11 protein-coding genes are annotated in these 14,512 nt (G+C 43.2%); 8 read left to right on the top strand and 3 right to left on the bottom strand.

The annotated features are described in order from the left end of the window. Window positions 1-78: 78 nt before the first annotated feature. Entirely contained in the window at window positions 79-1,359 is a 1,281-nt protein-coding gene (locus tag CIK80_RS12440) for a TerD family protein (RefSeq protein ID WP_095570241.1), read from the bottom strand. Window positions 1,360-1,723: 364 nt separating this feature from the next. Here CIK80_RS12440 and CIK80_RS12435 point away from each other — a divergent pair, with 364 nt between their 5' ends. The 6 genes from CIK80_RS12435 (at window position 1,724) to CIK80_RS12410 (ending at window position 8,796) form a co-directional block, all read left to right on the top strand. Beyond that, on the top strand, window positions 1,724-2,866 hold the full coding sequence (locus CIK80_RS12435; RefSeq protein ID WP_095570240.1) for an ATP-grasp domain-containing protein: 1,143 nt from the start codon (window positions 1,724-1,726) through the stop codon (window positions 2,864-2,866). 83 nt (window positions 2,867-2,949) lie between these two features. Then, window positions 2,950-4,266, top strand: a complete 1,317-nt coding sequence (locus tag CIK80_RS12430) for a phosphoribosyltransferase domain-containing protein (protein ID WP_095570239.1) — start codon at window positions 2,950-2,952, stop codon at window positions 4,264-4,266. Between the two features lie 88 nt (window positions 4,267-4,354). After that, window positions 4,355-5,185, top strand: coding sequence for an HAD hydrolase family protein (locus CIK80_RS12425; RefSeq protein ID WP_095570238.1), 831 nt, complete (start codon window positions 4,355-4,357; stop codon window positions 5,183-5,185). Window positions 5,186-5,246: 61 nt separating this feature from the next. Beyond that, window positions 5,247-6,428 (top strand): cysteine protease StiP domain-containing protein, encoded by a 1,182-nt coding sequence (locus CIK80_RS12420; protein ID WP_095570237.1) that lies wholly within the window; start codon window positions 5,247-5,249, stop codon window positions 6,426-6,428. A 99-nt stretch (window positions 6,429-6,527) separates the two neighbouring features. Further along, the gene (locus CIK80_RS12415) at window positions 6,528-7,604 is read left to right on the top strand and encodes an HpcH/HpaI aldolase/citrate lyase family protein (RefSeq protein WP_095570236.1); all 1,077 of its coding nucleotides are present in this window, start codon (window positions 6,528-6,530) and stop codon (window positions 7,602-7,604) included. Window positions 7,605-7,998: 394 nt separating this feature from the next. Then, entirely contained in the window at window positions 7,999-8,796 is a 798-nt protein-coding gene (locus CIK80_RS12410; RefSeq protein WP_095570235.1) for an enoyl-CoA hydratase-related protein, read from the top strand. Between the two features lie 97 nt (window positions 8,797-8,893). Here the strand turns inward: CIK80_RS12410 and CIK80_RS12405 are convergent, their stop codons facing one another. Together CIK80_RS12405 and acnB are read right to left on the bottom strand one after the other, a co-directional pair. Then, complete coding sequence (locus CIK80_RS12405) at window positions 8,894-9,337, bottom strand: PACE efflux transporter (protein WP_062845010.1); 444 nt, start codon at window positions 9,335-9,337, stop codon at window positions 8,894-8,896. Window positions 9,338-9,580: 243 nt separating this feature from the next. Next, on the bottom strand, window positions 9,581-12,184 hold the full coding sequence (gene acnB, locus CIK80_RS12400) for a bifunctional aconitate hydratase 2/2-methylisocitrate dehydratase (RefSeq protein WP_095570234.1): 2,604 nt from the start codon (window positions 12,182-12,184) through the stop codon (window positions 9,581-9,583). 393 nt (window positions 12,185-12,577) lie between these two features. On the opposite strand from acnB, the gene CIK80_RS12395 reads away from it, so the two are divergent. Further along, window positions 12,578-13,009, top strand: coding sequence for a carboxymuconolactone decarboxylase family protein (locus CIK80_RS12395; protein ID WP_095570233.1), 432 nt, complete (start codon window positions 12,578-12,580; stop codon window positions 13,007-13,009). 248 nt (window positions 13,010-13,257) lie between these two features. Further along, window positions 13,258-14,301: a lipoyl synthase gene (gene lipA / locus CIK80_RS12390; RefSeq protein WP_057760861.1), complete on the top strand. Its 1,044-nt coding sequence runs from the start codon at window positions 13,258-13,260 to the stop codon at window positions 14,299-14,301. Window positions 14,302-14,512: the final 211 nt, after the last annotated feature.

Raw genomic sequence — 14,512 nt, 5'->3', positions numbered from 1 at the left:
ACATCTTATAATGCTAAAAGTCATCAGCCCCTCTATTTGTAATAAAGGGGCTGATTTTTTATGTTTTACTATGCTGTTTTATTTACTGCCACGCTTCCAGCTAAATCCCCAATTAAAGGCTTTATCCATTTCTTGATGGCCTTTAAAGTACTGATTGATACGTTCAACATTGATACTGCCTTGCTGATTGACCAAACGTGCAATGGCACACATCGGCAGATTACCAGCACCTTCTGTTAAACGTGTTTCGATCGGCGACTGTTCAGGTACATGTATGGTTACTACCCCATCGGTTTTTTCCCAGTTGGGTGCGCCTTCGTAAATAAAGGCAAAGATAAATACTTCTTCAATTTGCGACCATTGCTGGCCATTAATATCAAGCCATTCTCCACCACTGATTTGACCTGTTCTATCATCGGCACGCAGACAAACGTAAGGCGCTGATTGCAAACTACCAAAGCGATTGCCTAACGCTTGAATCAGTGTTTTCTCACCGCTCTTTAGGTGAATCATTGCACCAACATCAAGATCGATACCGCCGGCCTTATGCTGTTTGAAAAGATCGCCCAACAACCCTTTTTTGGGTGCTTGTTTATCAGTGTTTGGACGTTGATTCCAGTTTAGATTGACAGAAATTTTGCCAAAGTCATCGCGTTTTTTAAGATTGATGCTGGATTGGTTTTTGGTTAGTGTGATCTTGCTTAGATTGATTGAAGGATTGGATGGAATCGGTGGTGGTGTGCTTGCTTGAGAAGCACTACTTGCTTTTTGTGTATTAATTGGACGTTGTGTATTGATAGGTTGTGACTGGTTCTGGTTTTGAGAGTGATTCTGGGATTGGGCTGGTACTTCATCCGCAATCTCAACGCCAAAATGCTCAGACAAAGGCTTTAGACCACCTTCAAACCCTTGAGCAATAAAACGAAACTTCCAACTGCCCTGTCTACGATAACATTCAGCCAAAATAATGGCTTTTTCGTTACGCCCAGCCGCGCTTAATTGGCAAGTCATTAGCACTTGATTGCCTTGCAACACTTGAATGTCTACGTCCCCGACTTGGGACAAGGTTTGCTCACTAGAGAATGCAAGGGCTATTTTTTCGATGCTTGCAGGTTGAGCAGGCAAATTAATATCAAAAAATCCATCACTTTCATGACCGCGAAAGCTAACACTGCCATCATCGCTACGCTTCTGTCCATAAAATATCATGTCGCCATCACCGCGCACTTTACCACTACTCGTGAGGCGATACGCAGCACAATCAATCGCATTTTGACTTAATATACGAATACTGATGTTTTCAGTTGGCAGAGGCGCATTGGCACCTGCAACCAGTGTATGAGAGTGAATTTGGCTCATTATGTGTCCTTTAAATAATTTATTATGCATTGTGGTTATTATGCCAGCTATCCGACTTTAGTAGTATGGATATATCCTTGTTTTGATGAGTAACCCCATTTCATAACATATTAAAAATACTCAAAAAATTGCTATTAAAAAATACTCGCTACTATCGTGTCAGGAGTATTTATAACGCCTAGCATTTGTATATAATATACGCTGCTATCGGCAGTATGGCACCTATCCCATTTCAGGCTCATTAGACAAAGTGACTTAAATAACGTTACCAAACCCTGATTGGTTTGACTTACATTGCTGGTAGTGTTGCGATGACGACACTGAGTTATCCAATGACAGTTAACACTTATGACAAGAGAGAATTATGGATAACCCTATTCACGATAGCCACCATATCCCATCAACAGCTGCTTGGTTAGCTGAAGGTCAATCTAGCCAGCGCGATATGTTAGACAGCCTACAAGCATTGAAAGATCAGTCTACTACGCCATTTTCTATCATTGCCTCACACCGTCACAACAGACCTGAGATTTTTGAATTTGCTGATAAAGTGTATTATGAGCCGTTTGACACCACTGCCAATACTGACAAAAAATCTGATGCCGAACCAGTCATACCGCGTTGGAAATTTGTCTTAGAACATGCGCGTCAAAACCATACTAAAGTATTGCTTACTGGACGCAATAATATCGCATATGAAGAACACCGTGAAGAATTTGACGCAGCGGGTATCCGTCTATTGACGGGCGCGACCAGCGTCGATGCATTAAAAACAATCGATGATAAGTTCGCCTTTATGCAACAGTGTCATCAGCATGATATTCCTGTCGCACACGCTTGGCGCTTTGACAATATCGCAGAGCTTAAAGACTTACTTGCCGAACATGATCATCAGCCACTATGCATCAAACCTGTCACTGGAATCTTTGCACAAGGATTTTGGCAGTTAGATTCAGGACAAGAGACAGGCAAGCAATATGATAGCTTTGAGCACTTGTATTTTACTGAAGAAAAAAGGATCAGCACGGCTCAGTTTCTCAATGCTTACACACACAGTCTAATGTTAGAAGAGCGTTCTATTCCTATGTTACTGATGCCGTATCTGCCAGGACAAGAGTACTCAATCGATGTGGTGTGCGAATATGGCGAAGTCTTGGCTGCGGTCACGCGTTATAAAACAGGAAAAATTCAGCACATCGGTTACGAGCAATCGGTCATGGATGTTGTCATTCCATTGATCCAAGCTTTCGGATGTGACGGTATTGTCAGTGTGCAAACCAAAGCTGATGAGAATGGTCAGCATCGTGTGCTTGAAATCAATAGCCGCCCGTCTGGTGGTATTGGTTATACCACACATAGCGGTGTAGATTTGACACAAATTGGTTTTGCCTATTGGTTAGGTTTGACCGAAAAGCCAAAGCTTGCAGATATAGCACAACAAATAATACCCTGCCAAGTGCGCGCGGTCATGACAGGTGTAAAAATTGAAGAAAGCACTACTGAGTAAATAACTGGCTACGCTACAACTGGCAAAGCGTCAAAGTTAAAAAGCTTGTCGCTGTATAAAATTAAAAGTATCAAGGAACATGAATGTCAAATAAGCAACACAGTACGACTATTATTTTGCCGCGAGGCACGCTTGACTTAACTTATCAGATCAATTCTGCAACAAGTAGCCACAGCTCAAATAAGCAAGGTTCGGACAATTTTAATCATTACCAGTTAGAAGATTTGCTTGGTTTTGCCCAGCGCATCAATCCAAAACGGGCGTTTTTGTTTGTCTCAAAAGTATTGGGTCGTCATATTCCAGTTGCTCCCAGCACCATGCGTTATGCTTTTACCGAGCTTGCAAATCTAGTTCCTAGCCAGCTGCCTGAACCTATATTGGTCATTGGCATGGCAGAAACAGCCGTTGGTTTGTCAGCTGGCGTGCATCAAGCGCTACAAACGCGTTATCCAAATGCTTTACTGTTAAATTCTACCCGTCATGCGCAGCACACTGCTGACAGTACTGAGTCACTGCTAACGACATTTAGTGAAGACCACAGCCATGCCAGTCAACACTTGATCTATCAAAGTGCTGATAAAGTCACTCAAGATCAGTTGCTCACCAGCAAAACCCTTATCATGGTTGATGATGAAGCCTCAACAGGTAATACGTGTGTCAATGTCGTCACAGCTTTACGTAATGCAGGACTCACGCAGTTAGAACAAGTACATCTCACCACATTGGTTGATTGGTCATTGGATCAGAACAAAACAGACGAGACAGGCGATAGCGCGATACCTGAGCAAATGGCGGCACGCTTGGCAGGTGTTGATTTTCATCGTCATCATTTGCTCTCTGGGGCTTGGCAGTGGACAGATGCACCTAACCCTGAGCCAATTATTATGCCATCAGTCGATACAACTGAGGCTGGCAGTCAAGCATTAGGTCATACGGGTGGTTGGGGCCGTTTTCCAACGATAGACAGCACGGACGGCTTTGATAACTATCTGTCGAAATTTCAGGCTTCTTTTACCAAATTCAGCGGTCAAGACAATTTTGCAGTTGCTCAATTGCCCAAAAAAATCTTGGTGCTGGGAAGTAATGAATTTGTTTGGTTGCCTTTTTTATTGGCAGAATGGCTTGAAATGCACACTCAAAGGCAAGAGGCTAACACCGAGTCTACGGTTAACTTTAGTGCGTTGACACGCTCACCGATCGCGCTTGGCGGTGCCATTACCACTATGTTGAGCTTTAGCGATAATTATGGGCTTGGCATGACCAACTTTGTCTATAACGTTGAGCCAAATGATTGGGACTTGATTGTCTTATGCGTTGAGACCTCAGTAGATAGCGTTGATGACATGTGGAAAGGCTTAGATAACGTGCTTGTGGTAGGTGCCGATAGTGGGCATGACTGAGTTTTCAGCAACGCAGAACGCAAGATGTTATCGATAGTTTTTTATATCAAAGCAAATTATTTAAAAACAATCAAGGCACAAATAATCCATGACTACCCCATTTTTTCAAGCCAATCCAAACATTACTAAGCCTTATGCTCTCATGGATTTGGACGATACTTTATTCCAAACTCAGCGTAAAATTGACGCATGGAATGTGCCTACTGCTGAACCTGAACATTTGGTGTGTGCGACAGTCAATAAAAAAGGCGAACCGCTAAGTTTCATGAGTCAGCGCCAAGCTGCGTTTGTGAATTGGCTGTTTGCGAGCACTGATTTAATCGTAGTAACGGCACGTGACCGCAGCGAAATCAAGCGTGTAAAACTGCCTTTTAACAGCTGGCAAGTATTGACCCATGGCGCAATTATCTTAACCTCTGATGGAGCACTATTTAACGATTGGCAGCAGCAGATGTATAAAGCACTTGCCCCCATACAAGACAAGCTGTACCAGCTTACTGAGTTGCTTGACCATCCTTCTAATACTCTTTTTGATAGCTTAGTATTGACACCGCACATTGATAGCTTCAGTCATGGTTCTAGCAGCAATAATGATACGAATTTGACTGTCTATTTGGCTATTAAACATGCGCAAAAAGACCACCAAGTACTAGCAGAGTTGGCTCAGCAGCTGCCTGCGCTGATACCAGATTTTGACGCCCATTTTTATGTACATGTGAATGCGAACAATTTGGCGATATTGCCGCATGCGGTTCATAAGCATCATGCCGTAAAGTTTCTATTAGATAACCATTTAGACAAAAATCGTCCCAGCTTCGGCTTCGGTGACAGCCTAGCGGATTTGCCATTTCTACAATTGCTTGACTGGTACGGCATGCCCAATCATGGTCAGCTACATGAGCAACGCCTTACTCAGTAATTGTGTTTAATCATAACCGCGCAACCTCATTGTCATCACCACGAGTGTAAATATTCTTCTTATGATTTCAAATAATAAAAACACAAAAAGAGCCGATTTAGCAAACTATGGCTCAGGTAGTTATCTTGCCAGCGATGTGACAGTACTGCTTGATATTGTCGCTAAAGATGCCGTTGCCGATGTGCCCGTCAGCCAAAAAGAAGCTCTTATCCAAAATGGGCAACGGCACTACTCAGATATGCTGACGCTGGAGGACGCACCAAGTGCCATGCATGAGCAGCTCTACATCCAGGCGCTAGAACAAGGAACTGCGAGAACCGCGACTGATATTGCGAATTTGGCTTATACCTTACATCGTATTTTTCAGCCAACCGTCAGCGATGAGCAGCCATTGGTTTTGGTCAGTTTAGTACGAGCGGGTTTGCCGATTGGGGTGCTATTGCAAAGAGCCATTGCCGATACGCAGAGTAACTACGCATTACCAAGTGTACATTATGGCATTAGTATCATACGTGACCGTGGTCTTGATCCACTTGCTCTACAAATGCTATTGGACGCTTATCCAGACTCTCCTATCGTATTTGTGGATGGCTGGACAGGTAAAGGAGCGATTTATCAAGAACTCATTCGCAGCCTTGAGACCTTTAGCGACTCTAGTCACCCTAACTTTGCCAATATTTTCCATCAAGGTGCTGAGGTGATTCCTTTATTGACCTTGGCTGACCCTGCGGGCGTTGCTTGGCTGAGTGCCAGTGAGGAAGACTGGTTGATCCCCTCAGGGCTGTTAAACAGTACTGTATCGGGACTTATATCGCGCAGTTTATACACTGAGCCTCAATCAGGGCTTCACCGCAGTGTTTTTTATGGCAATTTGGTTGAAGCAGATCATAGCTTAGCTTTTATTGATCGTATCAACGTCGCACGCCACAACTTATCTATAGCACCGCAGTATTTACCAACGTTCAAGCAGCCACGCTACCAGACGGCCAATTTAATTGATAAACTGGCAGCTGATTATGGTATTACCAATCGCAACCGTATCAAGCCAACGATCGCAGAGGCGACACGAGCGATATTGCGCCGTGACCCCGAGCGTATATTACTGGCAACTGCCGAACACCCTGATACCACATTGCTGCGACATTTATGCAAGCAACGAAATATCATTGTCAGTGTATTAGGTGATAAAATACTGCCTTATCAAGCCATCACCCTTATTAAGCAGCGTAGCAAAGATCATTAATGACTGCTATACAACTGTGTATGAAACAACTGATAGTCAGAGCTAGACCGTCAGCTTATATACTATCTCTATAACCATTTACTACTTACGATGCCGATTATGCCAAATACGTTAAACAATGAGTCACACACTTATAGCTACACCCAGTCTTATGCGCATTTGGTGACTGAGCGTCATGCAATGGTTAGACCGCATACCCATCATCCTTATCAGCTTGGTGCCAGTCTTTATATGCCTGCAACGCGTCAAGATATCTGGCAGGTCATCACGCGTGAAAAACTGCCAACGATCAATAGCATTATTATTTGCTTAGAAGATGCGGTCAGTCATAACGATGTCGAATTGGCACTCGAACGCTTGCAAGTATTGCTCCAGACATGGGCCACGCATATAGACAGTATTAACAATCCATCAAAACAGAATGATCTCCGAACAAAGCAACAAGCACAACATCCGACTCGCCCACTGGTATTTATTCGTCCGCGTAATCCGGCAATGCTACAACAGCTGGCTGACTACGCCAATATTGACTTGATTGACGGCTTTGTCATGCCAAAAGTCGATATGTGCAGTTTGTCCAATTGGCGCATGGCTTGTCAGAATCTGAGCGCCGATCAATTGCTCATGCCAACCCTTGAAACCGCCGCACTTTTTAATCCGCATCATAACCAAGAGCTGGCTATTGCGTTCAAAGAAGCATTCAACCAACCAGTTTTTGCACTGCGCATCGGTGGCAATGATTTATTTGCCACGCTGCGCTTACGACGACCAAAAAATAGCATCGTTTATGATACTCCTATTGGCACCCTTGCCTATCAGTTACTTGGCTGCTTTGTGCCGCATGGTTTTTATTTGACAGCGCCCGTGTTTGAGTATTTAGATCAGCCAACGTTGTTTATGCAAGAGCTGACTCATGATGTCAGTTTGGGATTGGTCGGTAAGACCGTTATTCATCCGAGCCAAATTGCTTTGGTACAACAAGCCTATCGCGTACCATCGAGCGTTTTAGATGAGGCGCAAGCGATACTTCATAGCGAAGCCAAAGCAGTGTTTAAATATAACAATACTATGCTCGAACCTGCCACTCATCGCGCTTGGGCCACTGAGATCGTGAATCGCGCTGAGGTGTTTGGCAAAGTAGATGATGGTAGTATCGACTACATCTCAGGCCTCTAAACATTAAATATTGACCCATCTAATGACATAAAAAGACCACTATCACCTGATGATGCTGGTCTTTTTTATAGATAAAATATCAAATACTCAACCTCTTAAATATCATTCTCTAAAAGTGCTTTACTATCCAATCGACTTGCTTAATCCTTTCAACATCATCGTATGACTCATATTTTTAATAACGATACGTATTGAGCCTTTCGTACAAAATACCTGCGCTCATTTATAGCGCTTGACTGAGACTTGAATGTGTCTTAAGCGCCCACAAAACCGACTTTTATAATCATAGCAAGCTGCTATAGTAATGAGCATTGAGCGTCTTGTTGTCGTCAATTTTTGTATATCAACTTCAAATAATTATTGTAAACAGTCATTAAAAATAAGGAAATATCAGATGCCACATTCTCTCGTTGAGTATCAAAGCGAAAATCATATCGCGACGATCACCATGAACGACCCCAAAACCCTGAATGCGTTTAGCACCCCATTAAAAAACGCGATGATGGAAGCACTCAATAGGGCTGATGAGGACGCAGAGATACGCGTCATCGTACTACAAGGCGCAAACAATAACTTCTCTAGTGGTGGTCACATTGGTGAGATGCTTGAAAATGGTATGGAATCTGAAGCCCTAGTTGCTAAGCTTGATTTTATGCTGAGAGAAGTGGCAGAGATTAGCCTGAAGCTGCGCAATATCCACAAACCAATTATCGCAAAACTAGAAGGCGCAGTGGCAGGTGCTGGTATGAACTTAGCACTGACTTGTGATTTTCGTATCGCCAGCGAAAATGCGAAGTTTGTTCAAGCGTTTGTCAATATTGGCCTCATTCCAGATGCAGGCGGTATCTACTTATTGAATCAATTGATTGGAGCGGCCAAGACGACTGAACTGGTTATGCTTGGTGATAAGCTCAAAGCCGATGATATGGCACGATTAAATGTAGTAAATACTGTCGTCAGCGCTGATGAGATAGATGCAAGCGTTCAAGCACTAGCCACGCGCTTGAGCAATCTACCTGGCAAAGCATTGGCATCTATGAAACATATGATCAATGTACATGCATTTGGCGGGTTGAATGAAGCCCTAGATATGGAAGTTGAACAACAAAACATGATGGCCGTGACAGAGGACTTTAAAGAAGGGATTACTGCTTTCATGGAGAAGCGCAAACCCGTTTATCAAGGTAAATAACTGATCGGCGATTTAATGATATGGTTAAAAAGGCTGCTCATTAGCAGCCTTTCTTGTACGCAATGTCATTGTCACTGCTTAACAGTATAGTCGTTATTTATGATGCGGAAGCTGACTCATGTTGATAAGGTAATGAGAATATCTTGTCAAAAATTAAAGTAAACGTAAAAGTATAGACTAAGAAGAATAGCAACAGCGCTACCTCCATCATAAAGGCTTTTACTAGACCAACATCGTACCAAATCATATAGAGTGGCAAGCAGATCAATACTAGGCCGCCTTCAAAACCAAAAGCATGGGCACTACGTATCCATAACGTACGACGTACAATTTGCCTGCGACGTTCCCACGCTTCAAAAACGGTATTGTATATAAAGTTCCAAATAACGGCTGCCATCGACATCATTACTGCGATAGGCAAGGATTCTGCTGCATCGCTATGACTAAGCTTCATCAATATAAGAGTAGATAAAATAATAGCGATGATTTCGAAAGATGTCACATAAATGAAGCGACGTTTGAGTGGGGATAAAGTAATCAACCAAGACTCCAAAGCACCTGTACTTAAACAAAGAAGTGCATATCAAAGTATCGGTCCGTCCCGAGTTAGAAAAGATAAATAACGTGCAGAGCCACGGTTTCCGCCTGCACTTATATTATACATAAGATGGCATAAAAAATCAGCCTATGTATTTACAATGCAAAAACCCCGCATCATTATGATACGGGGTTTTTATTTAAATAAGAAAGGTAGAATTTAAAACGTTTTACTTAATCTTAAAGATTAGGTCAACTGAGCAACGTTAATCTTATCAGCTTCTTCCGTATAGTCTTCCATACGATCGAAGTTCATGTATTGATAGACTTCATCGCCCATGCTGTTTAGCATGCCAGCATACTGCTGATATTCTTCATTCGTTGGTAATTTACCAAGTACGGCGGCAACTGCTGCAAGCTCTGCAGAAGCCAGATATACGTTAGCGCCTTGACCCAAACGGTTAGGGAAGTTACGCGTAGACGTCGATACTGCAGTAGACTTCGGTGCGATACGTGCTTGGTTACCCATACATAGTGAACAACCAGGCATCTCAGTACGAGCGCCAGCTTGAGCATAGATGTTGTAGTACCCTTCTTCCATCAACTGGCGTGCATCCATCTTGGTCGGCGGTGCAATCCATAGACGAGTTTTTAGGCTTCCTGCTGGTACGTCTTGTAGCAGTTTACCAGCGGCACGGAAGTGACCGATATTGGTCATACATGAGCCAATGAATACTTCGTCAATGGTATCACCAGCCACGTCAGCCAAGGTTTTGGCATCATCTGGATCATTCGGGCAGCAAAGGATTGGTTCTTTGATGTCAGACATATCGATGGTGATGTCAATGGCGTATTCCGCGTCGTCATCAGCACGCATGAGGCTTGGATTAGCCAACCACTCTTGCATTTGCTCAACACGGCGACTGATGGTACGCGCATCGCCATAGCCTTCAGAGATCATCCACTTAAGTAGCGTGATGTTTGAGTTTAGGTACTCAGTCACTGACGCTTCAGACAAAGTGATGGTACAACCAGCAGCACTACGCTCAGCTGAGGCATCAGATAGCTCAAACGCCTGCTCAGCGGTCAAGTCTTCTAGACCTTCAATCTCAAGGATGCGGCCGTTGAACTCGTTGATTTTACCTTTCTTGTCAACGGTTAAGTAACCTTCTTTGATCGCTTGATAAGGAATCGCATGTACTAGGTCACGTAGCGTGATACCAGGCTGACGCTCACCCACGAAACGAACACGGACAGATTCAGGCATATCAAGTGGCATCACACCAGTTGCTGCAGCAAATGCTACCAAGCCAGAACCGGCTGGGAACGAAATACCCATTGGGAAACGAGTGTGCGAGTCACCACCAGTACCAACGGTATCTGGAAGTAGCATACGGTTCAACCATGAGTGGATGATACCGTCACCTGGGCGCAAGCTGACACCACCACGGTTCATGATAAAGTCAGGTAGTGTATGCTGAGTCTCAACGTCAACTGGCTTTGGATAAGCGGCTGTGTGACAGAATGACTGCATCACGAGATCCGCTTGGAAGCCCAAACATGCCAAATCTTTTAGCTCATCACGCGTCATTGGGCCTGTTGTATCTTGAGAACCGACGGTGGTCATTTTTGGTTCACAGTACATACCAGGACGTACGCCTTCTAGACCACAAGCTTTACCAACCATTTTTTGTGCAAGGGTGAAGCCTTTACCAGTATCAGCTGGTTCTTCTGGCTTAGCAAATACGTCTGAATGACCAAGACCCATATATTCACGAGCACGGTTAGTCAAACCACGACCAACGATCAATGGAATACGGCCACCAGCACGTACTTCGTCAAGCAATGTTGGCGAACTCAAGTTGAAAGTAGAAAGTACTTCGTCAGAGCCATGCTTCGTGATTTTGCCTTCGTATGGATAGATATCAAACACATCACCCATGTTTAGGTTATCAACCGCGACTTTTTCGATTGGCAATGCGCCTGAATCTTCCATGGTATTAAAGAAGATAGGAGCGATATTGTTACCAAGTACAAGACCGCCACCGCGTTTGTTTGGCACGTTAGGAATGTCTTCACCCATGAGCCACAGTACTGAGTTGGTAGCAGACTTACGGCTAGAACCAGTACCAACAACATCACCCACGTAGGCTAGCGGATGGCCTTTTTCTTTAAGCGCTTCGATCTGCTTCATTGGGCCAACAACGCCCTCTTGATCCGCATCGATGCCATCGCGTGAGTTTTTGTGCATGGCTAATGAATGCAGTGGAATGTCAGGACGGCTCCATGCGTCTTGCGCAGGTGACAAGTCATCCGTATTGGTTTCGCCAGTCACTTTGAACGTGGTGTATGTGGTTTTTTCTGGTACTGCGTCACGGTTCAAGAACCATTCAGCATCGGCCCAAGACTGAACAACGCTTTTTGCAATATCGTTGCCCGCTTCTGCTTTTTCAGTGACATCATTGAATGCATCAAAGACGAGCAATGTCTTTTTCAATGCTTCAGCAGCATCTTGTGCGACTTCGCTATCATCTAATGCCGCAACCAATGGCTGCACGTTATAGCCACCTTGCATTGTACCTAAGATTTGGACTGCTTTTTGCTTGCTGATCAATGGTGAAGATGTTTCACCTTTTAGGATAGCGGCTAAAAATGCTGCTTTAACGTAAGCTGCTTGGTCAACACCAGCAGGAATACGGTTTTCTAATAAGTTCAATAAAAAAGCATCTTCGCCTGCTGGCGGATTTTTTAATAGTTCGACCAACTCTGCTACTTGTTTTTCATTCAATGGTAGTGGTACGGTTCCTAGCTCAGCACGTTCTTCGACATGTTTACGATAAGCTTCTAACACAATAATCGTCCTCGTCAGTTGGGGATTTAGTACATGACGTGGGTAGTCAACATGACAGCCTGCGACCATGCACCATATGGAATAATAAGTCGTGCAATCATAGCTTAAAATGCTCTAAATGTTAATGGCTGAGCTTTGAAAAGGCGCATAATGGGGCCATATTGGACATTTAGTAGAAAAATAGTAGTATCAAAAATATGATTGACTGCCTTTCTGAAATTGTTATTTGAGGTTCAATTTTGGACAGATAGTTTTTATAACCGATTGCTTGATTTATACCAAAGTGAATACCATATGATAGGTATCGTTTTTTATAACATAATGCTTTGATAAAAATATGATTTTGGTAAAATAGCGCGGCCATAACAATTTTATTAGCCGCAAGGATGCCATATGAACGATAATAGGGAAACCGATCAAGATACGAGTATAAGCATTACTGCTCATTACAAAAATGGTTTAAAGGTTCGTACCGAGGTGATGGGTGAAGATCATGTAAAGCGGTCATTAGAGACTGCTACTGGTTTTACTCAGCCTTTACAAGATTGGATCATTGAACATGCTTGGGGTAGTACGTGGCAAGATGATTCGGTATTACCGCGCAAATATCGCTCATTAATCACGATTGCCTTTTTGATTGCGCAAAAAAGTCCAAATGAATTAAAAGGACACATCAAAGGCGCGATTAATAATGGTGCAAGTGTCGCTGAGATTCGAGAAATCCTAATGCATAGCTTGCCATACTGCGGTGCACCTACTACTCAAGAAGCCTTTCGCGCTGCCATAGAAGCACTGAATGAGTTGAATATCGATATTGATATTTAAAACTATGCTTAACAATAGCGCTCTAGTACTCTTAGTCGCATAATGGTTCTTATAGCCAATAACTTTAATGACCAGTAGTTTTGAAAATATAGTTGTTTCGAAAACACAGTAGTTTGAAATATAGAATAATCTTAATCGCATTGATTAAAAATCAGTCTTTAAATTTCTGTTATAATGGCCCAACTCAGAAACCATGCTAATAATTCCATAAACCCTTATTCTATAAAGGGTTAAGAGATAAACTTATTATGACAACTGCCGTACAAACCCATGTCCCTGCCGCCAAGGCCAAACCCAAAAAGGCGATCCAAGGCGAAAAATTGCGTGGCTATGATAAAGTTGCGCGTATCCCAATTAAAGTAATCCCAACGGTTGAGGCAAAGAAGAAGCCTGACTGGATTCGAGTAAAAATGTCGTCGCCTGCTGAAGTGGCGCGCATCAAAGCCACTCTTCGTGAGCAGAAGCTTTATACCGTTTGTGAAGAAGCGGCCTGCCCTAACCTGCCGCAGTGTTTTGCCGACGGTACGGCAACCTTTATGATCATGGGTGATATCTGTACGCGTCGCTGTCCATTCTGTGATGTCGGTCATGGTCGCCCTAATGAGCTAGATAAGGATGAGCCACGTCATACTGCCGAAACCATTCAAGGTCTACAGCTTAAATATGCCGTCATTACCTCTGTCGATCGTGACGATCTAAAAGATGGTGGTGCAGGACATTTTGTAGAAGTATTAAACGAATCAAGAGCGCTTAGCCCCAACTGTTTGATTGAAATCCTAGTGCCAGATTTCCGTGGCCGCATGGATATCGCTCTAGACTTATTGACAGAGACCGCACCAGATGTGTTTAACCACAATATCGAAACGGTACCACGTCTATACAAAGCCTTCCGTCCAGGTTCTGACTATCAGCATTCGCTTGACTTGCTCAAGATTTATAAAGAGCGTCGTCCTGATATCGCAACCAAATGCGGCTTTATGGTGGGTCTTGGTGAGACTGAAGAAGAAATTTATGCGTTGCTTGACGATTTAAAAGCGCATGATGTCGATATGATTACGATTGGTCAATACTTACAACCAAGCAAAAACCATGCACCAGTCGATCGTTACGTTCATCCAGATGAATTTCAGCGTTATATGGACTACGGCAAAAAGATTGGCTTCTTTAGCATTTGGGCAGGCCCGATGGTACGCTCAAGTTATTTCGCTGATCGTCAGTACTATGGTGAAGATTGCCCAGCCCCTATTCGCAGCAAAAAAGCGTTAGAAGCTGAAGGCAAACTTGGCTGTTAATCATGCTTTAGTGATTTATACCAAACTATAGACAAACGAAAAAAGGGTGAATAGCAGATATCTGCTATTCACCCTTTTTTATGATTTGATCAACAGTTTCTATCTTAAAATATCAGTAACTAAAGTCTAAATACTTCAAATTTATACCATTACCAAAATTTTGAGTAGCAAGGAAAACGAGTGCAAGTACTACGTATTGTAGACTAAACGA

The organism is Psychrobacter sp. JB193 (genome assembly GCF_002285555.1).
Lineage (GTDB): Bacteria > Pseudomonadota > Gammaproteobacteria > Pseudomonadales > Moraxellaceae > Psychrobacter > Psychrobacter alimentarius.
The sequence above is the reverse complement of the archived record's forward strand: the minus strand, read 5'-3'. Positions and strand labels throughout refer to the sequence as shown.

Coding starts and splice junctions, on each gene's coding strand:
- CIK80_RS12440 (WP_095570241.1), bottom strand. CDS start 1,359: ATGAGCCAAATTCACTCTCATACACTGGTTGCAGGTGCCAATGCGCCT.
- CIK80_RS12435 (WP_095570240.1), top strand. CDS start 1,724: ATGGATAACCCTATTCACGATAGCCACCATATCCCATCAACAGCTGCT.
- CIK80_RS12430 (WP_095570239.1), top strand. CDS start 2,950: ATGTCAAATAAGCAACACAGTACGACTATTATTTTGCCGCGAGGCACG.
- CIK80_RS12425 (WP_095570238.1), top strand. CDS start 4,355: ATGACTACCCCATTTTTTCAAGCCAATCCAAACATTACTAAGCCTTAT.
- CIK80_RS12420 (WP_095570237.1), top strand. CDS start 5,247: ATGATTTCAAATAATAAAAACACAAAAAGAGCCGATTTAGCAAACTAT.
- CIK80_RS12415 (WP_095570236.1), top strand. CDS start 6,528: ATGCCAAATACGTTAAACAATGAGTCACACACTTATAGCTACACCCAG.
- CIK80_RS12410 (WP_095570235.1), top strand. CDS start 7,999: ATGCCACATTCTCTCGTTGAGTATCAAAGCGAAAATCATATCGCGACG.
- CIK80_RS12395 (WP_095570233.1), top strand. CDS start 12,578: ATGAACGATAATAGGGAAACCGATCAAGATACGAGTATAAGCATTACT.
- lipA (WP_057760861.1), top strand. CDS start 13,258: ATGACAACTGCCGTACAAACCCATGTCCCTGCCGCCAAGGCCAAACCC.